This is a genomic window from Acrocarpospora catenulata, from assembly GCF_018476525.1.
In the GTDB taxonomy this organism is placed as follows: domain Bacteria; phylum Actinomycetota; class Actinomycetes; order Streptosporangiales; family Streptosporangiaceae; genus Acrocarpospora; species Acrocarpospora catenulata.
In genome coordinates this window covers 82,173-104,911 of sequence record NZ_JAHCST010000019.1, presented here as the reverse complement: position 1 = coordinate 104,911, position 22,739 = coordinate 82,173, and the positions used below count along the sequence as shown (strand labels likewise).

Here is a 22,739-nt window from a genome sequence, read left to right as displayed (position 1 = left end):
ATGCCGTCCTCACGACAGGATGATCGATCGGGTGAGGTTGCGAGGCTCGTCGGGGTTGAGGCCCTTGGCCTCGGCTATCGCCGCAGCCAGCCGTTGGGCACGGATCAGGTCGGCGACGGGGTCGAGCCCAGACACCGACACGAGGGCACCGGTAGCGGCGACCTCCTCGTCCAGACCTCCGGGCGGCGTCCCGAAGAACCAGGTCAAGCTCCGCTCGTCGGTCACACTGATCGGGCCGTGACGGTACTCCATCGCCGGGTACGCCTCGGTCCACGCTCCCGCCGCCTCGCGCACCTTCAGCGCCGCCTCGTGGGCGATGCCGTTGGTCCAACCCGCGCCGAGGAACGTGAACTGAGACCGCAGCACCGCCCCCGGAGGCAACGGCGCCACGACTGCGGCCTCGGACTGCGCCACGAGATCGGCGGGCAGAACCGACGGCACGCTGCGAGCGAGGTGGGCACGGAGCATCGTCAACGCGGTCGTGGCGAACCGCGTCTGCACGACCGACTTCTCATCGGCGAAGTCCAGGCAGACCACCGCGTCGGCAATATCGACGATGGGTGTGCCTGAGCTGCCGATCACCGCAACGCTCGGCGCGTCGATCCGCTGGAGCAGCGTGAGGACCTCGGTCGTGGTGCCGGACCGGCAGATCGCCACTACCTTTTCGTATTTCCGGTGATAGGGGAATTCTGACGCGGCGAACGCGTCGGTCTCCCCGAGCCCGGCCTCCTCCCGCAGCGCAGCGTAAGCCATCGCCATGTACAACGACGTCCCGCAGCCGACCACCGCCACCCGCTCACCGGTCTCGGGCAGCACCTCCACAGCGTCTGCCAACGAGACGGCTTGCTCCCAGCAGACAGGCTGACTCTCGATCTCCTCAGCCACGAACGACACTTGACACCTCCATGCAGATTTCTGCTCTGATTAGCTTAATAAACTACAAGAACAGTCATTACCTAGCAAGGGACGCCTTCGGGGCCCTGGATGCCCCGCGCCAGGAAGTCGGCCGAGCAGTGCAGTGTGCTGGCCATGCGCCCCGACCCTCCGCAGGCTTTCCAGCAGACTGGCCACGGCGGACGGGTTGTCGAAGGCGGCGTGGGCGTCTCCGTATGCGGTGGCATGTTTGTGCAGCTGGGCGCCATCGCGGTACAGGCCGCGGTCCCAGGTGGCGCGCCCGAGCGCCGCCAGATCGCCCGGGTGGGCGTGGACGGCGGCCGCGGTCCAGAAGTCGATGGGCGGGATCACGTCCGTGCGGTGGCAGCGGCCGTGCTGGTCGAGGTAGCCTGTGCTGTGCCAATACTCGGCACAGGCCTGTTGACCTGCGGCTTATCCTCGCTTCTCGTGTGCTTCCGCTTGCTGTATCTGATCTTTGTTCGGGGTGCGGGCTGGCTGATGTTGCTGGCTCGCAGCGACGCCTCCAAGGAAGCGGAAATCCTTGTCCTTCGGCATGAGGTGTCGGTACTGCGCCGTCAGGTCGCTCGTCCCAGGCTCGACTGGGCCGACCGAGCGATCCTGGCAGCGCTCGCGCGACACCTTCCACGTCGGCTCCGGGCGCATCGGATCGTGACGCCGGGCACTTTTCTTGCCTGGCATCGCAGACTGGTCCGCCGACATTGGAGATATCCGAACCCAACGGGTCGGCCGCCGGTACCTGACGATGTGCGTGAACTGGTCATACGTTTGACGAAGGAGAATCCACGCTGGGGCTATCGAAGAATTCAGGGTGAACTGGCCGGGCTGGGACATCGCATAGGAGAGGGGACGATCCGCCGGATCCTGGCCGCGGCCGGGGTCGGCCCGGCGCCACGCAGGGACTCACCGACCTGGCGACAGTTCCTGGTCTCCCAGGCCCCTGGCCTGCTGGCGTGCGATTTCGTGCACGTGGACACCGTGTTCCTCAAGCGGCTGTACGTCTTCTTCGTGATGGAGATCGAAACACGCCGGGTCCACATCCTCGGTGTCACCGCCAACCCGACCGCGGCATGGGCCGCCCAGCAGGTCAGGAATCTGGTGATGGACCTGGCCGAGCGAGCCGGCCGATTCAAGTTCCTCATCCGAGACCGGGATGGCAAGTTCGCCCGGATCTTCGACGAGGTGTTCACCGGCAGTGGCATAAGGATCATCAAGACCCCGCCCCGCTCACCGCGTGCGAATTCCTACGCGGAGAGGTTCGTGGGAACACTACGCCGTGAGTGCCTCGACCGACTGCTGATCTACGGAGAACGGCACCTGCGCGCTGTACTGGCCGAGTATGCGCGGCACTATAACGATCATCGCCCTCATCAGGCCCTGGACCAGAAGCCGCCGATGAATGAAGTCGGCCTGGTGATCGACCTGACCGCTCCGATCCAGCGCAGACAGGCTGTCGGAGGGTTGATAAACGAGTACCGGAGAGCAGCCTAGGGATCTTGTAAAACACCAGGTTGGAGCCGGTGCGCGAGTTTTGGCACGGCACAGGCTTGACACCATCGCCTCGCGACGCTTGGGGTTGCATGATCCTTGACTGTCGCATGGGATGAACGTGGCCTGAACCCCATTCCGGGTCCCGGGAGCCTGATCGCGGGCCGACAATCCGGGCATTTTGCCACTCACGATCGGCCCCTCGCGTGCCCACATCGTGCCCATGAGCAACCAACGAGCAACACCTTGTGATCTCGCCTCGGTGTCGAGGGCTCAAAACGGGAGGAATCGACAGGTCAAATCGGGGCAAAGGTGGTGGGGCGCCAGGGATTCGAACCCTGAACCTACGGATTAAAAGTCCGGAGTTCTGTGGGCTGTTGTGGGCGCCTCTGGAGGGTGTGGGCGGCGGATTGGTTTGTCCGCCGCCGGGATTTGGGATGGGAGGTGCTAGGAGTGGAGGACGTCTAGGACGGGTTGGCCGTATTTGGTTAGTTTGTTTTCGCCTATGCCGTTTATTTGGCTTAGTTCTGTTAGGGAGGTGGGGGTGCGGGTGGCTATTTCGCGGAGGGTGGAGTCGTGGAAGATGACGTAGGCGGGGACGCCCTGTTCCTTGGCGGTGGTGGCGCGCCAGGTGCGGAGGCGTTCGAAGGTGGCTAGGGCGGCTGGGGAGAGATCGGCTGCGGTGGGGGCAGTGCGGGGGGTGGTGGAAGTGGCAGCGGACTTGGCGGTGGACTTGGCTGAGGGTTTGGGCTTGCGTTCGGGTTCGCGGCGGAAGAGGACCTGCCGTTGGCCGCGGAGGACGTCGGCGCTGGCGTCGGTGAGGACGAGGGTGCCGTAGTCGCCTTCCACGGTGAGGAGGCCCTGGGCCAGGAGTTGGCGGACGATGCCGCGCCATTCGGCCTCGCGGAGGTCGGTGCCGATGCCGAAGACGGTGAGGGAGGCGTGGTCGTGCTGGAGGACCTTGTCGGTCTTGCGGCCGAGCAGGATGTCGACGACCTGGCCGGCGCCGAACTTCTGGCGGCGTTCGCGGTGCAGGCGGAAGACGGTGGAGAGGAGTTTCTGGGCGGGGATGGTGCCGTCCCAGGACTCCGGCGGGGTCAGGCAGGTGTCGCAGTTGCCGCAGGGGCGGGCGCGCTGGCCGAAGTAGTCGAGCAAGCGCACGCGGCGGCAGTCGATGGTCTCGCAGAGGGCGAGCATGGCGTCCAGGTGAGTGCCGAGGCGACGGCGGTGGGTGTCGTCGCCCTCGGAGGTCTCGATCAACCGCCGCTGCTGGACCACGTCCTGTAGGCCGTAGGCGAGCCAGGCGGTGGAGGGCAGGCCGTCGCGGCCGGCGCGGCCTGTTTCCTGGTAGTAACCCTCGACGGATTTGGGCAGGTCGAGGTGGGCGACGAAGCGCACGTCGGGCTTGTCGATGCCCATGCCGAAGGCGATGGTGGCCACCATGACCAGGCCGTCCTCCCGGAGGAACCGGGACTGGTTGGCGGCGCGAGTGCCCGCGTCAAGGCCCGCGTGATACGGCAGGGCGGGGATGTCGTTCTGGGTCAGGAAGTCCGCGATCTTCTCCACCGAGGACCGGGAGAGGCAGTAGACGATGCCCGCGTCTCCGCGATGCTCGTTGCGGAGCAGGTCGAGCAGCTGACGTTTGGGCTCGTTCTTGGGGACGATCCGGTACTGAATGTTGGGCCGGTCGAAGCTGGCCACGAAGTGGCGGGCGTTCTCCAGGTTGAGCCGGGAGGCGATCTCGGCGTGGGTGGCCGGGGTGGCGGTCGCGGTCAGCGCCACCCGGGGCACCTCGGGCCAGCGTTCGTGCAGCGTGGACAGGGCCAGGTAGTCGGGCCGGAAGTCGTGCCCCCACTGGGCGACGCAGTGCGCCTCGTCGATGGCGAACAGCGAGATCTTCCCCCGGTCCAGCAGCCGCAGGGTGGACTCCACCCGGAGCCGCTCGGGCGCCAGGTAGAGCAGGTCGATCTCCCCGGCCACGAAGCACGCCTCGACCGCCTGGCGCTCGTCGATGCCCTGGGTCGAGTTGAGGAAGCCGGCCCGCACGCCGAGCGCGGTGAGCGCGTCCACCTGGTCCTGCATGAGCGCGATGAGCGGCGAGATCACCACGCCGACACCCGGTCTGACCAGCGACGGGATCTGGTAGCAGAGCGACTTGCCACCACCGGTGGGCATCAGGACGAGCGCGTCGCCGCCGTCGACGACATGCTCGATGATCTCGCCTTGTCCCTCCCGGAACGTGTCGTAGCCGAAGATCCTGCGCAACACCTGGGTAGCGGCACTGCCCGTGGTCGCCGACTCCTCGGCCTCGTCCACCGGCCCGCCCTCGGGGGAAATCACGCGCCCACCCTACGCAACCCCCGCCCCTCCCGGATCCACCCTGTGGATAACCATCCGGCAGCATTCCGATACGGTTGGTCAGCACGGGGCAGCGCGGGGACCGCTGGACGGAAGCCGAGTCCTGCGCCATGCGGTAGCCCGGACGTCCCGCGAGATCATCGGCGAGCTTCCGCGCGCCGACCACCCGCACACCTTCCCGATATCACTTTACGAAGTTGTTTGACTACACTAAGTGACAATCGGGTATGCCCGTGCCATGACCCCCATCTGGCCACGGAGCACGGCCTCCGTACTGGCGACCATCTTCTTGCTGCCGGGTGTCGCGTACCCGTTGCCGGCGAACGCCGCACCCGCCCAGCTGCCCACCCCGAACCCCCTCGCCCTCGCCCGCGCGGAACTGCGGCAACTGAGAGTGGCCACGCCGCGCCCTCTCTCCACCTACGAACGCGACAAGTTCATGACCGAGTGGGGGCACGGTGACAACCCGTGCGATACGCGCGAGATCGTGCTGCTACGCGACGCGCGAAGGGTCCGCCCCAACGCCGACTGCCGCGTCACGACCGGGATCTGGTACAGCCCGTACGACGGGCGCCGACTCACCAACGCGAGTCAGATCGACGTGGACCACTTGGTGCCGCTGGCCAATGCGTGGATCTCGGGAGCCAACACCTGGAGTGCGGCCAAGCGCCATGCCTTCGCCAATGACCTGACCCGGCCTGAGCTGGTCGCCGTTAGCGAAACCGCCAATCTGGACAAAGGCGGGCACAGCCCGGCGAACTGGCGGCCCCCACGCCGCGAGTACTGGTGCACCTACGCACGGGCTTGGATCACGGTCAAGCACCACTACCGGCTAACCGTCACCAGTCGCGAGAAATCCGCCCTCTATGCCATGCTCGGCACCTGCCCCACACCCTGACCGGGCAGCGACCACCGCAGGACGCCTCAGCCGAGCAGCCCGTCCAGCTCGGCCGCCAGCCGCCCGGCACCGGTGAACACCAGCCCCCGCAGGCCCAGCTCCTCGGCGGCGGCGACGTTCGGCTGCCGGTCGTCGATGAAGACGCACTCCTCCGGAGTGGCACCAAGGGCGGCCAGCGCGCTCTGATAGATCTCCGGGCTGGGTTTGGAGCAGGCGAGGCGGCTGCTGAAGAAGCGGTGCCGGAACGGCTCCATCCAGGGGACGTCGTCGAGGGCGTCGGCCAGTTCGTGGGGCGCGTTGGAGAGCAGGGCCAGGCCGTGGCCATGGGCCTTGAGGCGGCTGATCAGGTCGAGGGTGGCGGGGTCGGGGTGCAGCCAGCTGGTGATGTCGAGGCGGATCAGCTCACGGATCACCTCGGCGGGGAAGTCGGTTTCCAGCGTCTTGGCGGTACTGGCCCAGAAGTCCTCGGCGGTGACGAGGCCGCGGTCGTAGGGGTCGCGGTGGGTCCAGTAGGCGGTCCAGAAGGGGTCGGCGCCGGCGCCGGAGATCGTTACCATCGCGTCGCGGGCGGCCTGGGGCTGGTGCCGGCCGACGACGCCCGCGAAGTCGAAGATTATCCATCGCATAGTGCCCGCCAGTATGCCGGACGATCTCCCCGGTGCCGCTGGTTCCGGCACCGGGGAGGTGGTCCAGGCCCCGGCTCAGCCGAGAAGGACGTGCAGCGCGGAGGTGCCCAGGCCCCGGCTCAGCCGAGCAGGACGCGCAGGGCGGAGGTGCCCAGGCCGGTGGGGAGGTGGTCGGGGGCCGCGCGGAGGCGGCGGAGTTCGGGTTCGGTGTAGCGGACGCAGCGGCGGTGCCATTCGAGGACGCCGGACATCCATTCCTTCAGGTTGTCGACCTGCCGGGTGATGGCGGCGCGGGCCTCGTCGGAGAGGTCGGCGGCCGTCAGCAGGGCGGGGAGCTCGTGGTCGGCCAGGTGCTGGAACTGTTCCATGCGGGCGGTCATCAGGTCGGCCACGAAGTCGCGCGCGGTCATGCGGTCCACGCCGAGGAAGTTCTCCACGACCAGGACCATGTTGTGCACCTCGCCCTCGTACTCGATCTCCTTCTGGTAGGAGAACAGGTCGTTGGTGAAGCAGCCGTAGTCGTACGCGGCGGTCTCCAGTTCGCGGAAGACCCGCGTCTGGTAGATGTCGCCGGGAACCACGTCGAGGGTCTTGAGCTTGGCCAGGGCGGTGGTCAGGTCCGAGCCGAAGGTGCGGCGGCGCATCTCGACGTAGTCCACCGGATCGGGGATGCGGTTCTGGGCCTGGTTGGCCAGCTCCCACTCCCAGCTGGCGACCATCCGCTCGATCCCGGCGCGGAAGAGCTGCCGCGCCTCGATGGTCATCGGCGCGACCGTGCGGAGCCAGACGTCCAGCAGGCCGCGCTCCAGGGGGTTGGCCGGGACGGGCACCGGCGTGCCGTCCTCGATCGGCATGAAGAGGGAGAGGCGCTCGCCGCACAGGTGGGCGCCGACCAGGTCGTGCACGGTCCCGAAGATCATCGGGTAGTAGTCGTCGCCGTAGGTGCCCCAGGCCAGCCAGTCGGTGGAGACGTTCAGCTCCTCCGGGGTGGCGTCCGCGTTGATCATGGACGCGCAGTGCGCGAGGTCGATGCCGCGCAGGCGTCGCTCGTCCCAGACGCCGCCGGCCTCCACCCCCGGCAGCGAGTCGTAGAAGCCCATCGCGCGGCACCAGTCCACCGAGTGCTGCCGCGCCGCCTCAAGGTGCGGGCTGGTACGCACCTCGTACGGCATGGTGAAGTCGGGCAGCGGCAGATGGCCCACGGGGCGGTGGGGAACATGCGAGTGCTGGCTGACCCTGCGCCGCAGCCCGAGCCGGCCGGGCGTGAGGAAACCCGTGGTGCCCAGCCCGCTGGGGGCCAGCTTCAGCGCGGGGGTGACCGCCCCCTCGTTCATGTACCGGCTGGACCGCGCGTGCCACTCGTGGCCGCCGGACTGCCAGTCCTGCAACCCCTTGACGTAGGCCCCGACCGCGAGCTGTTCGTCCGGCGGACTGCCGTGCTTGGCCAGCAGGGCCGGGACCTCCGTCAGCGCGGTGTTCTCGAACTGCTGCAACCGGGAGGTGAGCAGCTCGTTGACCAGGTCGGCGGCCTCCTGGGTGGAGCAGTCGAGGAAGTGTTCGAAGACCAGCACGGCGTTGGAGTTCTCGCCCTCCTCGCGCACCTCGCGCTGGTAGGAGAACAGGTCGTTGCGCAGGTGCACGGCGTCGGAGAAGGTGTCGGTGAGCACGGTGATCGGCCGCTCCCCCGCCAGGCCGGGCGGGATCTCGGCCGACACGCACTCCACCAGGTTGGCCGACCAGGGCGCGCCGCCCACCCGGCGGCGCATCTGGATGTATTCGATGGGGTTGGCGATCCGGCCCCGGTCGATGTTCTCCAGCTCCCACATGGATTCGACCATCAGGTTGTGGGTGCTGACGATGAACCGGCGTTTCCAGTCCTCCGACATGGCGGGCACGGTCCGCTCCCAGAGGTCCTTGAGACCCGCCTCGGCGGGGCTGGTGACCTCCGGCGGGGTGTCCGACATGAACAGTTCCAGCCGGTCCAGGTAGGCCTGGGCGCCCGCCAGGTCGCGGGAGTACTTGAACGTCTCCAGGAAGTGGTCGTCGAAGAAGAAGACCCAGACGTACCAGTCGGTGATCAGGTCGAGGGTGGGCCCGTCGCAGTCCGGGTGCGTGTAGCCGCACATCAGCGCATAGTCCATCCGGGCCAGCGCTTCCTCGTCCCAGATCAGGCCGCCGTCCGGAGTGGCGGCGTCGAGCATGCCCATCTCCCTGGCCCAGGCCATGCTGTGCGCGCGGGAACGTTCCACATGGGGGCTGAGTCGCGCCGGGTAGGGCAGATAGAAGTCGGGCAGCGTGAAAGCCTGCATGGGGGTGCCTACCTTCTGGAGCCTGACAAGTACTCGTGGTGACGACCCTTCCATCCCGGTCCCGATCGCGCAACTCCCAAGATCGAATCACTCCTGCTTACGTCGATTGCGCAGTCTTGCCCGCTTGCGGGGATAAGCGGGGGTTTCTCCCGGGGAGCGCCACCCCTATGGATGCAAAAGACACTCCGATGGACGCGCAGGAGATGTACGCGCGGGCGTTGCACGGCTTCGCCGACCGAGTCCACGAGGTCGGGTCCGAGCAGTGGTCGCTGCCCACCCCCTGCACCGAATGGAACGTCCGCGACCTGGTCAACCACCTCACCGGCGAGAACCGCTGGATTCCCCCCATACTGGCCGGCATGACCATCGCCGACGTGGGCCACGCCCTCGACGGCGACCTGCTCGGCGACGATCCCGTCCGCGCCTTCGACGACTCGGCCGAGGAAGCCCTGGCCGCCGCCCGGCAACCCGGTGTGCTGGACCACACCGTTCACCTGTCCTTCGGCGACGTCCCCGGCACCGAGTACGCCATGCAGCTCTCCGCCGACTTCCTGATCCACACCTGGGACCTGGCGAAGGCGACCGGCGGCGACACCCACCTCGACCCGGCCCTGGTGGACGCCTGCCTGACCTGGTTCCCCGAGGAGGAGGACGCCTACCGCTCATCGGGCGTGATCGGCGACCGCGTCGACGTCCCACCGGACGCCGACCACCAAACCCAACTGCTCGCCGCTTTCGGCCGGGCGGCCTGAAAGGGGCGTCGCCGGATATGAGGCCACAGGCCGAGCGAATCGATCATTGGCAGCGGACCACGGCGACCGGGCAGTAAGCGTGGTGCAGGACGCCGTGGCTGACCGAGCCCAGCACCGCGGCCGCCATGCCGCCATGCCCTCGGTTGCCCACCACGAGCAGGTCCGCGTCCCTGGACGCCTCGGTGAGCGCCGCCACCGGATGCACGGAGGTGACGTCCACGATCACGTTGACCTCGGGATGCTTCTCCCACCAAGGGGCGAGTCGGTCGCGGGCGAACTCGCGCTGGGCCCGTCGTAGCCGGTCCGGGTCGAGCGAGACCACGTGGATGGGGACGGCGTAGGCGTAGACCGCGCGCAACGGCACCCGGCGCAGGGACGCCTCGGCGAAGGCGTGGGCCAGGGCGGGTTCGGAGGAATCGCTCTCGCTCAGGCCCACCACGAGCTGCCCGCGTTCGACCGGCGCCGACCGGACCACGACGACCGTGCCGTGGGCGTGACCCGCCACTCCCAGGCTCACCGAGCCGAGCAGCGCACTGGCGAATCCGCCCCGGCCGCGCGAGCCGACCACCAGCTCGGTGGCCGACTCCGCCTGTTTCCGCAACTCCGCCACCGCCGACCCTGCCATCACTCTGGTGGCGACCTCGACGCTGGGCCAGCCGGCCATGACCCTGCTGACCTTCTCCGCCAGCATCGCCTCGGCCGCCTCACCGAGTACCTCCAGCAGGCCGGGGACCGGGTAACGCGGCAGGTCGTAGGGGCCACGTTCGATCACATGCACGAGCTCAAGCCGGAGCTCCTTGCGCGCCGCGTCGGCGGCTGCCCACGCGATGGCGGCATCGGCGTCCGGCGAGCCGTCGGTCCCCACGACGATGACGTCGTTCATGGTCGCGCCTCCCGCTAGCGGACTTCCCTGTGCGAACCTCCTGCCCGAATCGGGGCAAAGCCACAGCAAAAGTTCGTGGTCACCGCCGCAGGAAATCCGTCAGCTGGTCGATCGGCCAGGTGTTGATGACCCGATCGGCCGTGAGCCAGCCGCGCTGCGCGGTGCCGATGCCGTACCGCATGTTGTCCAGATGCGGTACGGCGTGCGCGTCGCTGCCGATCGAGAACAGCACGCCGAACCCGAGGGCTCGCCGGACCAGCGCGGCGGGCAGGTCGAGCCTGTCCGGGAAGGCGTCTATCTCCAGCGCCGTGCCGGTGCGGGCACACGCCCGGAACACCTCGTCCCAGTCGGCGTCGACCGGCTCACGCCTGCCGATGATCCTGGCGGTCGGATGGGCGATGATCTTGACGTGCGGATTCTCGCAGGCCCGGACGATACGCCGGGTCATCTCCGCCCGTGGCAGGCCGAAGTGGGAGTGAACCGAAGCGAGACACAGCTCGAAGCCCGTCAGGAACTCCGGCGGCCAGTCGACGTTCCCCTCCGGATCGATGTTCAGCTCGGTGCCGTGCAGCAGCCGCAGCCCCGGGTAGGAGTCCTGCAGCCGGTCGATCCTCTCCCGCTGGGCGAGCGCCTTCTCATCGGTCATCCGCTGCATGTAGAGGTTGGGGGCGTGGTCGGTCACCGCGTAGTAGCGGTACCCGCGCTTGGCCGCCGCCGCGACCATCTCCTCCAGCGGCGCCAGCCCGTCGGTGAGATCGGTGTGGGTGTGCAGGTCGCCGCGGAGGTCGGCTTCGGTCACCGGCTCCGGCAGTTCGCCGCGCAGCGCGGCCTCGATTTCGCCGCTGTCCTCGCGTAGCGTCGGGGCGATCCAGGGCAGGCCGAGCCTGCCGTACACCTCCGCCTCGTCGGCGGAAACGATCTTCTCTCCGGTCTCCACCTCGAACAGGCCGTACTCGGAGAGTTTCAGCTTCTGGTGCACCGCGATCTCGCGCGTGCGGATGTTGTGCGCCTTGGAACCGGTGAAGTACTGCAGCGCCGCCCCCCACGCGTCCTGACGGACCACGCGGAGGTCGACCTGCAGGCCACCGGCGGTGCGGATCGAACTCTTGGTGCCGCCGCCGGCGATCACTTCGGCCGCGAGCGATGAACCGCTGAACGCCGCCATCAACGCCGCCGAGTTCTCGGCCGTCGCCAGGATGTCGACATCGCCGATCGTGTCCTTCATCCGGCGCAGCGATCCGGCGAACGTGCACCGCGCGCAGCCGCCCACCGTCGACAGTTCCGCGACGATCTCCTCGGCGACGCCCATCGCGACGTCCGTGTGGACCCGCTGGCCGGTCTTCTGCATCAGGTCGATCCCGTGCAGCAGGTTCTCCTCGGTCTTCGCGCCGAAGCCGCGCAGGCCCTGCAGCTTCCCGGCCCGGATCGCCTCCGCGAGGGCGCCGATCGAGCCGATCCCGAGTTCCTCGTACAGGACCATCGCCCTTTTCGGCCCGAGTGTGGGAATCGTGGTCAGCCGCCGGACCCCGGCCGGCACCTTCAACCGGAGTTCCTCAAGCTGATGGATCACGCCCGTGTGCAGGAACTCCTCGATCTTGCCCGCGATCGACGCGCCGACGTTGGGTATCCGGCGCAACTCCCCCTCATCGAAGTGCGCGATGTCCTGCGCGTATCCGCCGACCGACCGTGCCGCCTTCTCGTACACCCGGACCTTGAACGCGTCACCCCCGGTGATCGCGATCAGGTCGGCGTACTCCTGTAGCAGCCCGGCGACCTCGTCATTGATCCGATCCATTTGAAGGACCTCGTTCCGCGCGACCGAAGCTCACCGACCGCGCCCACGGCCCCGGCCGCCACCGATGCCAGGGCGCGCCGCTACCGACCAGTCTTTCATCTGGGCATCCTGCCCGTCGCGCGAGGATCGCTCGGGCGGCGGGCAGGATGTGTTTGGTGGTGATCAGGGGTAGTTGACGAGGTTTGCGACGTTGGTGGTGGAGTTGGAGGGGCCTCCGGTGGTGTTGATGATGTTGCGGATGGTGCCGACGCCGCCGAGGGAGACGGTGACCATGTTGTGGAAGCGGACGCCGGGGGTGTTGGGGACCTCGAAGGCGCGGGCGGCCACCACGCCGGGGTTGACGTTGAAGTAGCAGTAGCTGCCCAGGCCCCAGGCCTCGTGGGTGGTGACCGAGGGGGCGACCTTGTAGGCGGCGTAGCCCTGGGTGGTGCCGTTCATCCAGGCGGCCTGGTTGGGCGGGTCGTAGGGCATCTCGTTCTGGTAGAAGTACGTGCGGCCGCCGTTGCCGTTCCAGACCGTCTGGTACTGCTGGTAGTGCTCGACGAACAGGCCGTACATGGTGACGTCGTTGCCGTTGACGGTGAGGCCGTTGGCCGCCGTGTTGGAGTTCCAGCCGATGCCGGTGCCGTGGTCGCCGCGCCAGATCCAGAGGTGGTCGCCGATCACGTTGTTGCTGTTGACGACCAGGCTCTGGGTGGCCTTGCCGACCGCCGCCCCGCCGACGCGGAAGTAGACGTCGTGGAGGGAGGTGGGGTTGGCCGCGTGGGAGGCGGTGGAACCGGACGGGCCGACCTGCAGGAGCATCGCCGAGTTGACGGTGCCGGCGTCGAAGAGCACTCCGGCGATCTTGACTCCGTCCACGTCGGCGACGGTCATCGCGGTGACGCCGTTGTCGGGGATGAAGGTGGCCAGGCCGAGCCCGAGCACGACGGTGTTGGCCCGGGTCACCCTGATCGTGTCGTTCAGGTGGTACACGCCCGGGGTGACCAGGAGGTCCTGCCCGGCGGCCAGGGCGGCGTTGATGTTGGCGGCCGTGTGGCCGGGTTTGACGATGAAGAACTGGCTGAGGGGCAGCGAGGCCCCGGCCGGGTTGCCGCCGGACCAGCTGGTGCCGGTGGAGTTCGTGCGTACGCCCGGTACGAAGACCTGGTAGTTGCCGGCCTGGTCGACGTACAGGAAGGGCTTCTCCCGGACCACCGGGGCGGTGGCCACCCGCGTGTACGGCGGGCTGGGGAAGTTCCCGGCCGGGGCGTTGGTGGCCCCGACGAAGACCATGTTCCAGTTGGAGCCGGTCCAGCTGCCCATCTCGGTGTTGCGGGTCAGCCACTGCTGCTGGGAGCCGGATCGTACCTGCCCGTCGATCTTGGTGTCGGCGAAGAGCCCGCCGCTGGACCAGCCGCCGTCGTCCAGCTGGATGTTCCCGCGCAGGTGCATCCGCCGGTACGGCGCCGCCTGCGACACCGCCCACCGGTCGTTGCCCCCGGGCGGGGTGACCGACAGGTTCTCGGCGCCGCGCCAGAAGTTCTGGGTGGCGTTGCCCTGGAACCAGTCGGCCTCCGCGTGTACGGGCCCGTTGATGGTGACCTGGTCGGGCAGTAGCCCGAGCCCCAGCACCTGGGTGTAGAACCCGACGTTCACGTCCACGCTGTAGGCGCCCGGCTTGAACAGCAACGCGAAGCGGTTGCCGCCGAACTGGTTGGTCTGCTGCTGGCTGAAGACCGTGTTCAGCCCCGACTGGATGGTCGAGGCGGGCATCGACGGATCGAAGATGCTCACGTTCGGCCCGAGGTCGGGGTTGGACCCGGTCGGCGGCGGCGTGCCCAGGCTGAAGGACTGGGCCGCGGTGCCGTTGCAGGTGTACTGCTGGAACTGCACGCTGTCTCCCGTGGCGGCACCCGGCATGTCGAGGCATTTGCCGCTGTGCCGGTTGACGAAATGGTAGAAACCGCCGGGTTCCTCCACCGCCTGCCACTGCTGGTTGTTGCCGCCGCCGTACAGCCAGAGCTGGATCGGCGCGCTGTCGGCGGTCGAGACGTTGGTGACGTCCCAGACCTGGCCGGCGTTGAGCGCGCTGTTGACCCGGTAGTAGCCACCGCTGGTGGCCTGGAACTGCCAGCTCTGCGCCGCCGTGCCGTTGCAGGTGTACTGCTGCACGGCGGTGCCGTTGGCGGAGGCGGCGGCGCGGGCGTCCACGCATTTGCCGCTGCCGCGGTTGACCACGGTGGTGAAACCGGTCGGCGGGGCCGCCGCGGCCGGGGCGGCGAGCCCGGTCAGCGACCCCGCGACCACCACCAGGGCGGCGAGAATGTGCCTGGTGGCCATGGGTCAGAACCCCGCGGTGATTCGGGTGAAGTCCCAGTTGGCCTGGGGGGTTCCGCTACAGGTGTCGTTCAGGCCGCCGGAGCAGGGGCGGTCCCGGTTGACCGACCAGAAGGCGAACCTGGTCAGGCCCTTGGACTTGGCCCAGTCGCGGATCTGGGTCCAGACCCCGGTGGTGGTGATCTCGCCCTGGTCGGAGGAGCCGTTCATGCCGGAGATGCCCATCCGCGCGTACGCCTGGGCGTCGGTCCAGCCAAAGGCGGACTTGAGGGCGTTCTTCAGGCCCTCGGAGGCGTTCACCGTGGCCTGGTACATGTTGCCGTGGCCGCCGAAGTTGAACGGCATGATCGTGTAGTTGTCGATCGGCACGTTCAGCGCCCGGGACTGGTTGATCAGGCGGATGCCGTCGCCGGTGGGGCCGTTGAGCCCGGTGCCGAAGGTGACCGCGATCTTGACGTTCGGGTTGTTCTGCTTGACGATCTTCAGCCCGTTCAGGATGCGGTCCTGGACGGTGTAGTTGGAGAACTCGTCGGTGTTCTCGATGTCGAAGTCGACCACGGCGGGGCCGACCGCGTTGATGACCTGCTGTACGGCGTTCGCGTACGCCGTCGGGGTCGAGCAGTTGGGCCCGAGCTTGTTGCCCGACCAGCCGCCGAAGGAGACCTGCACGCTGCCCCCGGCCGCCTTGACGGCGTTGATGGTCTGCTGGTCCACACCCCCGGTGAGCGACCGGTTACCGTCCCAGGCCGGGTTGCACCCGCCGCTGGACAGGATGAACGCCATGGTGAAGGACTTGACGCCGGTGGAGCTCATCACCGAGGTGGCGCTGGGCGGGCTGCCCCAGCCCATGTACAGGTACGGCGCGCCCGGCATCTTCCCGGCCGGGGGCGGCGGGTTGCTCCCGGCCGGGAGCGTCCACCGCTGGTTGGCGCTGGCGTAGCAGTCCCAGATCTGGAGCGGGGTGCCGTCGGCGGAGCTGGGACCGGTGGCGTCCAGGCACTTGCCGAGGGCGCGCAGGGTGCCGTCGGCCTGGGCGGTCCAGACCTGGGCCGCGGTGCCGTTGCAGTCGTAGAGCTGCACCCGCGTTCCGTTGGCGCTGTTGGCGGCGGCCACGTCCATGCACTTGCCGAGGGCGCGGATGGTGCCGTCGGTACCGGTGGTCCACTGCTGGGCGTTGGTGCCGTTGCAGGTGTAGAGCTGGATCTGGGTGCCGTTGGCCGGGTTGGCGGCGGCCACGTCCACGCATTTGCCGCCGTATCCGGTGATCTGGCCGACGGCGGCCGAGGCGGGGCTGGCGGTGAGGACCGTCGCGACGAGCGCGAGCGCGGCCGTGCAGGCGAGCGCTAATCGGGGGCGGAGGCGCATGGGGGTTCTCCCTAAGAAGTTCACTTCTTAAATTAACCCGCATATAACACGTGCCCAGCAGACCATGTCAATAGGAAACTTTACTAACGATTGAGCCCATGACATCGGACGGAGCGCGTTTCACCGGCGATCTTCGGATGGAGAAAGGTGATCCGCAGCCGGTAACGCGCAGTCATACGCCCACCCTGGGTGGCCTAATTAGGGCGACCTAAGTTAGTGTAGGCTTACCTAAGATCTTGGAGGGCAAGGGTGGGTCCGTCGGGACGGGATGTGCTCTGGCGCGCGATCAACGGCCAGCGACGGGACGTGGCCCTCGGGGCGGCGCTCGGGGCGGGTCACCAGGCCGGGGAGGTCATGGTCCCGGTGCTGATCGGCCTCGTGATCGACCAGGCCGTCGCCCGTGGCGACGTCACCGCCCTGATCGGCTGGCTGGCCGCGCTCGCCGCCGTCTACCTGGCCCTGTCCCTCAGCTTCCGGTACGGCGCACGCGCCGGGGAACGGGCGGCGGAACAGGCCGGACACCGGCTGAGGCTGGAACTGGTCCGCCGCGTCCTGCACCCGGGCGGCGGCGCCGAGCGGGGCAGGTTGCCCGGCGCACTGGCCACCATCGCCACCGAGGACGCCAAACGGGTGGGCGCGGTCAACATGGCCGTGATGTCGGGGGTGTCGGCGCTGGCCGGAGTGCTGGTCACGGCCGTGGTGCTACTCCGCGTCTCCTGGTCGCTCGGCCTGCTGGTCCTGCTCGGCACTCCCCTGCTGCTCTGGGCCGGGCACCTGCTGAGCCGACCGCTGGAGCGCCGGAGCGAGGCCCAGCAGGAACGCGCCGCGCACGCCTCCGGGGTGGCGGCCGACCTGGTCGCCGGTTTACGGGTGCTGAAGGGCATCGGCGCCGAGGCCGCGGCGGTGACCCGGTACGAGCGGACCAGCCGCGCCTCCCTGGCCGCCACCCTGCGCGCGGCCCGCGCCCAGGCCTGGCAGTACGGCCTGGTGCTGGCGCTGACCGGCGTCTTCATCGCGGTGGTGGCGCTGGTCGGCGGGCGGCTGGCCGCGCAGGGCGACATCACGCTGGGACAGCTGGTCTCGGCGGTCGGGCTGGCGGCCTTCCTGCTCGGCCCACTCGAGGTGTTCTCCTGGGTCAACGCCGAGCTGGCCCAGGGGCGGGCGTCGGCGGCCAGGATCGCGGGCGTGCTGGCCATGCCGCCGCTGGTCACCGGGGGTGCGCCGCCCGCGGATCCGCGCGGGGAGATGCGCTTACGCGGGGTCACCCACGACGGGCTCCGCGATCTGGATCTGGACATCTCGCCGGGCGAGTTGCTCGGTGTGGTCGTCCCCGAGCCGGCCCAGGCCACCGCGCTGCTGCGCTGCCTGAACCGGCAGGCCGACCCGGAGGCCGGGACCGTCGAGCTGGACGGCGTCCCGCTCCGCGAGCTCGACCCGGCGGCGCTGCGGACGGCGGTGCTGGTCGCCGAACACGACGCCGACCTGTTCACGGGCACCCTGCGGAGCAACATCGGCGGCGGCGACGAGCGGGTGCTGGTGGCCGCCGGGGTGGACGAGGTGGCGCGCGGTCTCGCCGAGGGCGTCGACGCGCCGGTGATCGAGCAGGGGCGGTCGCTGTCCGGCGGGCAGCGGCAGCGGGTGGCGCTGGCCCGGGCGCTGGCCGCCGATCGCGCGGTACTCGCCGTACACGAGCCGACCACGGCCGTGGACACGGTCACCGAGGGCCGGATCGCGGCGGGGATCCGCGCGGTACGGGCGGGGCGGACCACCGTTCTGGTCACCACCAGCCCGGCGCTGCTCGCCGTGACCGACCGGGTGGTGCTGGTGGAGGGCGGGCGGGTGGCCGACGCCGGGACCCATGCCGAACTGTGCGGGCGCAACCCCGGCTACCGGGCGGCGGTGCTGACATGAGCGAACTGCTCCCCACCGCGAGCCCCCGGCGTACCTGGACGGTCGTGCTCGGCCTGCTCCGGCCGCAGCGCGCCCTCGGCCTGTCCGGCTTCGCGGTGCTGGTCGCCGGCACCGCCGCCGGGCTGCTCACCCAGCCGCTGCTGGGTCACATCGTGGACCTGGTGGCCGAGCGAAACCCGGCCGAGGCGCTCACCCCGCCGGTGCTGGCCCTGGCGGTGGTCGCGCTGGCGCAGGGCCTGGCCACCGGGTACGGTCTCACGCTGATCGCCCGGCTCGGGGAGACCATGCTGGCCCGGCTGCGGGAGCGTTTCGTCGCCCGTGCCGTACGGCTTCCGCTTGAGCAGGTGGAGAAGGCCGGGTCCGGGGATCTCACCGCACGGGTGACCGGGGACGTGTCCCAGGTCGCGGAGGCCATGCGCACCGCGCTGCCCGAGCTGGCCAGGTCGGTGCTGGTGATCGTGCTCACCCTGGTCGCGCTGGCCGTGGTGGACTGGCGGTTCCTGCTGGCCGCGCTGGTGGCGGTGCCGATCCAGGCCTACACCGCGCGCTGGTACGTGCGGAACGCGGTCCCCCTGTACGCGCGGCAGCGAATCGCCGGGGGCGCCCAGCAGCAGCAACTGCTGGAGAGCATCGGCGGGGCCGCGACCGTGCGGGCCTTCCGGCTGGAGGACGAGCACCTGGCCGAGGTCACCGAACGCTCCGCGCACGCGGTCGAGCTGACGCTGCGCGGCGTGCGGCTGGTGCTCCGCTTCTACAGCCGCCTGCACGTGGCCGAGTACGCCGGCCTGGCGGCCGTGCTGGTGGCCGGGTTCTTCATGGTGCGCTCGGGCACGGTGTCGATCGGCGCCGCGACCGCCGCCGCGCTGTACTTCCACGGGTTGTTCGGCCCGGTCAACACCGCGCTGGTGCTGATCGACGACGCGCAGTCGGCCGCCGCGAGCCTGGCCCGGCTGGTGGGCGTGATCGACCTGCCCGCGTCCGCCCCGCGCGCCGCCGAGGCGCCCGCCGACTCCGGCGACGCGGTGCGGGTGTCCGGGCTGGCGCACGCCTACCAGCCGGGGCGGCCGGTGCTGCACGGCGTGGACCTGACCGTACGGCGCGGCGAACGGGTGGCGCTGGTCGGCGCCAGCGGCGCCGGGAAGACCACGCTGGCCCGGCTGGTCGCCGGGGTGCACCAGCCCGCCACCGGCGCCGTCCAGGTCGCGGGACCGGTGGCCATGGTCACCCAGGACGTGCACGTGTTCGCCGGGACCCTCGCCGACGACCTGCGGCTGGCCCGGCCCGAGGCCACCGACGCGGAGCTGCGCGCCGCGCTCGACCAGGTGGACGCGCTGGGCTGGGCCGAGACGCTCGGCCTGGACACCGTGGTGGGCGAGGGCGGCCACCGGCTCACCGCGACCCAGGCGCAGCAGCTGGCCCTGGCCCGGCTGATCCTGGCCGACCCGGCGGTCGCCGTACTGGACGAGGCCACCGCGGAGGCGGGCAGCGCCGGGGCGCGGGTGCTGGAGAAGGCCATCGACCGGGCCGTGGACGGCCGGACCGCGCTGGTCGTGGCGCACCGGCTCGCCCAGGCCGCCGCCACCGACCGGGTCGTCGTGCTGGACGGCGGCCGGGTCGTGGAGAGCGGCCACCACGACGACCTGCGCGCCTCCGGCGGCCGGTACGCCACCCTGTGGGCGGCTTGGGCCGGTCTCAGACCATCCGACCCCGACAATCCCCTATCGAAGGATCCTTCATGTTCCGCTCCTTGAGAGGCGGCCGGGCCACCGTGCTCGCGACCGCCCTGGTCATGCTCGCCGCCTGCGGCACCACGCCCGACACGGCCGCCCCGGCCGCCTCCTCGGCACCCCCCGCGGAGACGGCCGCGCCCAGCGCCTTCCCGGTGACCATCGAGCACAAGTACGGCAGCACCACGATCGCGGCCGCCCCCCAGCGGGTGTTCACGGTCGGGCTCACCGACCAGGACGCGGTGCTCGCGCTGGGCACCGTACCGGTCGGGACGACCGACTGGTTCGGCGACTTCCCCGGGGCCATCGGGCCGTGGGCCACACCCAAGCTGAACGGCGCGCCGGTGCCGACCCTGCTCAAGGACACCGGCAACGGCCCGCAGGTGGAGAAGATCGCCACGCTCAAGCCGGATCTGATCCTCGCCCTGTACTCCGGGCTCACCAAGGAGCAGTACGACACCCTCTCCAAGTTCGCGCCCGTGGTGGCGCAGCCGGCCCAGTACGACGACTACGGCATTCCCTGGCAGGACTCCACGTTGATCACCGGGAAGGCGCTGGGCAAGCAGGCCGAGGCGAAGGCGCTGGTCGACGAGGTGGACGCCAAGTTCGCCGCGGCCCGGACCGAGCACCCGGAGTTCGCCGGGAAGACCGCGGTGGTGGCGACCCCCTATGAGGGCTTCTTCGTGTACGGGAGCCAGGACGCGCGTTCCCGGACGTTGACCTCGCTGGGCTTCGTGATGCCCGCCGACCTGGACGAGGTGATCGGGAACAAGTTCGGGACCAGCATCAGCCGGGAGCGGGCCGATCTGCTGGACCAGGATGCCGTCGTGTGGACTGTGCCCGACCTGACCGCCGATCCGGCGGCCCTGCACAAGGACAAGCTCTACGGCGACATGAAGGTGGTCACCGAGGGGCGTGAGGTGTTCGTGGGCGAGTCCACGCCGTACGGGATCGCGTTCTCGTTCGTGACGGTGCTGAGCCTGCCTTATGTGATCGAGCGTTTGGTGCCCCAGCTGGCCAAGGCGGTGGACGGGGACAAGTCCACCGAGGTCGAGCAGCCCACATCCTGATTTTTCGGCATATTAAGAGGGCCAGGCGGTTGCCGCCTGGCCCTTTTGTGTGGTGCCGGACAAGTGTCGTCCGGCACCGGTGCGCGTGTGGTCAGGTGCGGAGGCTCTTCGGGCGGAGGTCGGTCCAGTTCGTCTCGATGTAGTCGAGGCAGTCCTGGCGTGCGCCCGGGCCGTGCGCCACCGTCCAACCGGGTGGGACGGCGACGAACTCGGGCCAGAGGCTGTGCTGGCCCTCGTCGTTGACGAGGACGGTGTAGACGCCGTCGGGGTCCTCGAAGGGGTTGGTGCTCATGCGGAATTTCCTCTCTTGTCGGTTAGGTCCACGAGGGCGTGCAAGGTCTGGAGCCACCGGTCCGCCAGGGTCCGTACCTCCTCCTCGGTGAGCAGGCGGGAGGCGTAGGACCAGGTGGCGGTGAGCCGGGGGCCTTGGCAACCGTCCTCGGTGAGGGCGGTCAGGGTCAGCGCGTGGGAGAGCGGCAGGTCGGGGTGGTCGGGGAGGTCCGCCGCTTCCGGCGCGTAGGACCAGTCGGTGGCCTCGGGGACCCCGAACCGGCCCAGGTAGTTGAACTGCACGCCGGGGCGGGGCAGCGCGGCCAGCGCCGGCGCTGTGGCCGGGTTGAGGTGGCGGAGCAGGCCGTATCCGATGCCGCTCGCAGGTGGCGCGGCGAGCTGGGTCCTGATGCGGGCGACCGCCTCTGGCAGGGTGCCCTGCCCGGTGTCCAGCCGGACCGGGACCACGCTGGTGAACCAGCCGACCGTACGGGACAGGTCGGCGTCGCCGAGCAGCTCGCCCACGCGGCCGTGGCCCTCCAGGTCGACCAGGACGCCGTCGCCCATCGCCCGCGCGAGGGCGGTCAGCAGGATGTCGTTGACGCTCGCCGCGAAGGCGGCGGGCACCCGGGTGAGCAGGGCCTCGGTCTCCCGCGCTCCGAGCTTCACGCTCACCTCACGAGCCGTCGCCGACACGTCCCTCGCGGGATCGACGGCGAGCGTGGTCCTGCCCGCCAGGACCGAGGTCCAGTACGGCAACTCGTCCACGGTCGCCGGATCGACAGCCCTGGTGGCCAGCGCCCGCGACCAGCGTGAGAACGGCACCTCCACGGGGGCCAGCGGCTCGCCCCGCCAGGCCGCCGCGAGATCCGGGAGCAGCGCCCGCCAGGAGACCCCGTCCACGACCAGGTGATGGATCACCAGGAGCAGCCGGCCGGGCGTGCCGGGTCCGGCGTCGAACCAGACCGCCCGGACCATGCGCCCGGCTTCGGGGTCGAGTTCGGCCTGCGCCCGCTCGCCCCACTGCCGGATCAGGGCAGAGTCCGGGGCCGCTTCGACCCGGGTCAGCCAGGTCGCCGCGTCGGGGCCGGATATGGCAGGGTCCGGAGCCGCTTCGACCCGGGTCAACCAGGTCGCCGCGTCAGGGCCGGACGGAGCCAGGAGGGACCAGTTGTCCGATCGGTCGAGGCGGGCGCGGAGCATGAGGTGACGCTCGGCCAGGGTGCGCAGGATGGTGGTCAGGGTGGGTTCGTCCAGGCCGGGCGGGGTCTGGAGCAGGGCGGACTGGTGGTAACCGTCGATCGGGCCGCCGCGTTCGCGCAGGTCGTGCATGATCGGCGTGAGCGGGACGAGTTCCTCGCCGGTGGCCTCGTGAGCCTGCGCGACGGCTGCGCGGTTGGACGTGGCGGAGCTCCTCCCCTCGGTGGTGATCGCGCGGGCCAGCGCGGCGACCGTGCGGTGCTGGAAGATCTCCCGGGGGGTCAGCGTGAGCCCGGCCGTCCGAGCCCGGCTGACCAGGCGCATCGCGAGCAGGCTGTCCCCGCCGTGGGCGAAGAAGTCGTCGTCGGCCCCGATCTCGTCCATCCCGAGCACGTCGGCGACCACCGCCGCCAGTCGCTCCTCCAGCGCCCCCTCAGGCTTCCGCCCGACATTTCCGGAAATATACGGAACGGGGAGCGCGGCCCGATCGAGCTTGCCATTGGACAGCAACGGCAACGACTCCAGGACGACCACGGCGGCCGGGACCATGTAGTCGGGCAGCACCGCCGCCACCAGAGCGCGAAGCCGCTCCGGATCCGGCACGCCCCTGCCGTGGGCCGCCATACCCCCGTCCGGGATCACCGCAGGCCCGTTCGGCATCGCCGTAGCCTCGTTCGGGGCCGTCGTAGCCTCATTCGTGATCGCCGCAGCCCCGTCCGTGATCGCCGCAGCCCCGTCCGTGATCGCCGCAGCCCCGTCCGTGATCGCCGCAGCCCCGTCCGTGATCGCCGCAGCCCCGTCCGTGATCGCCGCAGCCCCGTCCGTGATCGCCGCAGCCCCGTCCGTGAGCGCCGCA

General features: G+C 69.8%; 16 protein-coding genes. 6 read left to right on the top strand and 10 right to left on the bottom strand.

The window, feature by feature from the left end; all coding sequences use genetic code 11:
- Positions 1–9: 9 nt before the first annotated feature.
- The gene (locus KIP79_RS21305; protein WP_308169823.1) at positions 10–885 is read right to left on the bottom strand and encodes an SIS domain-containing protein; all 876 of its coding nucleotides are present in this window, start codon (positions 883–885) and stop codon (positions 10–12) included.
- 144 nt (positions 886–1,029) lie between these two features.
- Here KIP79_RS21305 and KIP79_RS21300 point away from each other — a divergent pair, with 144 nt between their 5' ends.
- Positions 1,030–2,403: an integrase core domain-containing protein gene (locus tag KIP79_RS21300; RefSeq protein ID WP_250213592.1), complete on the top strand. Its 1,374-nt coding sequence runs from the start codon at positions 1,030–1,032 to the stop codon at positions 2,401–2,403.
- A gap of 444 nt (positions 2,404–2,847) precedes the next feature.
- Here the strand turns inward: KIP79_RS21300 and recQ are convergent, their stop codons facing one another.
- Positions 2,848–4,740 (bottom strand): DNA helicase RecQ, encoded by a 1,893-nt coding sequence (gene recQ / locus KIP79_RS21295; RefSeq protein WP_308169822.1) that lies wholly within the window; start codon positions 4,738–4,740, stop codon positions 2,848–2,850.
- Positions 4,741–4,996: 256 nt separating this feature from the next.
- On the opposite strand from recQ, the gene KIP79_RS21290 reads away from it, so the two are divergent.
- The gene (locus tag KIP79_RS21290) at positions 4,997–5,656 is read left to right on the top strand and encodes an HNH endonuclease family protein (protein ID WP_214106633.1); all 660 of its coding nucleotides are present in this window, start codon (positions 4,997–4,999) and stop codon (positions 5,654–5,656) included.
- Between the two features lie 26 nt (positions 5,657–5,682).
- Here the strand turns inward: KIP79_RS21290 and KIP79_RS21285 are convergent, their stop codons facing one another.
- Both KIP79_RS21285 and KIP79_RS21280 read right to left on the bottom strand, forming a co-directional pair.
- Entirely contained in the window at positions 5,683–6,282 is a 600-nt protein-coding gene (locus tag KIP79_RS21285; protein ID WP_214106632.1) for an HAD family hydrolase, read from the bottom strand.
- A gap of 119 nt (positions 6,283–6,401) precedes the next feature.
- The gene (locus KIP79_RS21280) at positions 6,402–8,591 is read right to left on the bottom strand and encodes a terpene synthase family protein (protein WP_214106631.1); all 2,190 of its coding nucleotides are present in this window, start codon (positions 8,589–8,591) and stop codon (positions 6,402–6,404) included.
- A 167-nt stretch (positions 8,592–8,758) separates the two neighbouring features.
- Between KIP79_RS21280 and KIP79_RS21275 the strand changes: the two genes are divergently transcribed.
- Positions 8,759–9,343: a TIGR03086 family metal-binding protein gene (locus KIP79_RS21275; protein WP_250213578.1), complete on the top strand. Its 585-nt coding sequence runs from the start codon at positions 8,759–8,761 to the stop codon at positions 9,341–9,343.
- A 43-nt stretch (positions 9,344–9,386) separates the two neighbouring features.
- Here the strand turns inward: KIP79_RS21275 and KIP79_RS21270 are convergent, their stop codons facing one another.
- The 4 genes from KIP79_RS21270 to KIP79_RS47155 form a co-directional block, all read right to left on the bottom strand.
- Positions 9,387–10,226: a universal stress protein gene (locus KIP79_RS21270; RefSeq protein ID WP_214106630.1), complete on the bottom strand. Its 840-nt coding sequence runs from the start codon at positions 10,224–10,226 to the stop codon at positions 9,387–9,389.
- Positions 10,227–10,305: 79 nt separating this feature from the next.
- The gene (polX, locus tag KIP79_RS21265; protein ID WP_214106629.1) at positions 10,306–12,021 is read right to left on the bottom strand and encodes a DNA polymerase/3'-5' exonuclease PolX; all 1,716 of its coding nucleotides are present in this window, start codon (positions 12,019–12,021) and stop codon (positions 10,306–10,308) included.
- A gap of 162 nt (positions 12,022–12,183) precedes the next feature.
- A complete protein-coding gene (locus KIP79_RS21260; protein WP_214106628.1) occupies positions 12,184–14,343 on the bottom strand; it encodes an RICIN domain-containing protein in 2,160 nt (719 codons plus the stop codon).
- Positions 14,344–14,346: 3 nt separating this feature from the next.
- Positions 14,347–15,705, bottom strand: coding sequence for a ricin-type beta-trefoil lectin domain protein (locus tag KIP79_RS47155; protein WP_250213577.1), 1,359 nt, complete (start codon positions 15,703–15,705; stop codon positions 14,347–14,349).
- Between the two features lie 249 nt (positions 15,706–15,954).
- Here KIP79_RS47155 and KIP79_RS49545 point away from each other — a divergent pair, with 249 nt between their 5' ends.
- The 3 genes from KIP79_RS49545 to KIP79_RS21235 are packed head-to-tail and all read left to right on the top strand — an operon-like array spanning position 15,955 to position 20,413.
- Entirely contained in the window at positions 15,955–17,616 is a 1,662-nt protein-coding gene (locus tag KIP79_RS49545) for an ABC transporter ATP-binding protein (RefSeq protein WP_308169821.1), read from the top strand.
- Positions 17,613–19,367 (top strand): ABC transporter ATP-binding protein, encoded by a 1,755-nt coding sequence (locus KIP79_RS21240; RefSeq protein ID WP_214106627.1) that lies wholly within the window; start codon positions 17,613–17,615, stop codon positions 19,365–19,367. Before KIP79_RS49545 ends, KIP79_RS21240 begins: the two co-directional genes overlap by 4 nt.
- Positions 19,352–20,413, top strand: coding sequence for an iron-siderophore ABC transporter substrate-binding protein (locus tag KIP79_RS21235; protein ID WP_214106626.1), 1,062 nt, complete (start codon positions 19,352–19,354; stop codon positions 20,411–20,413). The genes KIP79_RS21240 and KIP79_RS21235 overlap by 16 nt, the downstream gene beginning before the upstream one ends.
- A gap of 91 nt (positions 20,414–20,504) precedes the next feature.
- On the opposite strand, the gene KIP79_RS21230 is transcribed toward KIP79_RS21235, so the two are convergent.
- Positions 20,505–20,705, bottom strand: a complete 201-nt coding sequence (locus KIP79_RS21230) for an MbtH family protein (protein ID WP_214106625.1) — start codon at positions 20,703–20,705, stop codon at positions 20,505–20,507.
- Positions 20,702–22,739: condensation domain-containing protein (locus KIP79_RS21225; protein ID WP_250213576.1), on the bottom strand; the 2,038-nt coding region annotated here is incomplete at its 5' end. The genes KIP79_RS21225 and KIP79_RS21230, both read right to left, overlap by 4 nt.

Bases quoted from the DNA above. Each gene is read 5' to 3' on its own strand.
- KIP79_RS21300 (WP_250213592.1), top strand. From the start codon at position 1,030: ATGCGCCCCGACCCTCCGCAGGCTTTCCAGCAGACTGGCCACGGCGGA.
- KIP79_RS21290 (WP_214106633.1), top strand. From the start codon at position 4,997: ATGACCCCCATCTGGCCACGGAGCACGGCCTCCGTACTGGCGACCATC.
- KIP79_RS21285 (WP_214106632.1), bottom strand. From the start codon at position 6,282: ATGCGATGGATAATCTTCGACTTCGCGGGCGTCGTCGGCCGGCACCAG.
- KIP79_RS21280 (WP_214106631.1), bottom strand. From the start codon at position 8,591: ATGCAGGCTTTCACGCTGCCCGACTTCTATCTGCCCTACCCGGCGCGA.
- KIP79_RS21275 (WP_250213578.1), top strand. From the start codon at position 8,759: ATGGATGCAAAAGACACTCCGATGGACGCGCAGGAGATGTACGCGCGG.
- KIP79_RS21270 (WP_214106630.1), bottom strand. From the start codon at position 10,226: ATGAACGACGTCATCGTCGTGGGGACCGACGGCTCGCCGGACGCCGAT.
- polX (WP_214106629.1), bottom strand. From the start codon at position 12,021: ATGGATCGGATCAATGACGAGGTCGCCGGGCTGCTACAGGAGTACGCC.
- KIP79_RS21260 (WP_214106628.1), bottom strand. From the start codon at position 14,343: ATGGCCACCAGGCACATTCTCGCCGCCCTGGTGGTGGTCGCGGGGTCG.
- KIP79_RS47155 (WP_250213577.1), bottom strand. From the start codon at position 15,705: ATGCGCCTCCGCCCCCGATTAGCGCTCGCCTGCACGGCCGCGCTCGCG.
- KIP79_RS21240 (WP_214106627.1), top strand. From the start codon at position 17,613: ATGAGCGAACTGCTCCCCACCGCGAGCCCCCGGCGTACCTGGACGGTC.
- KIP79_RS21235 (WP_214106626.1), top strand. From the start codon at position 19,352: ATGTTCCGCTCCTTGAGAGGCGGCCGGGCCACCGTGCTCGCGACCGCC.
- KIP79_RS21230 (WP_214106625.1), bottom strand. From the start codon at position 20,705: ATGAGCACCAACCCCTTCGAGGACCCCGACGGCGTCTACACCGTCCTC.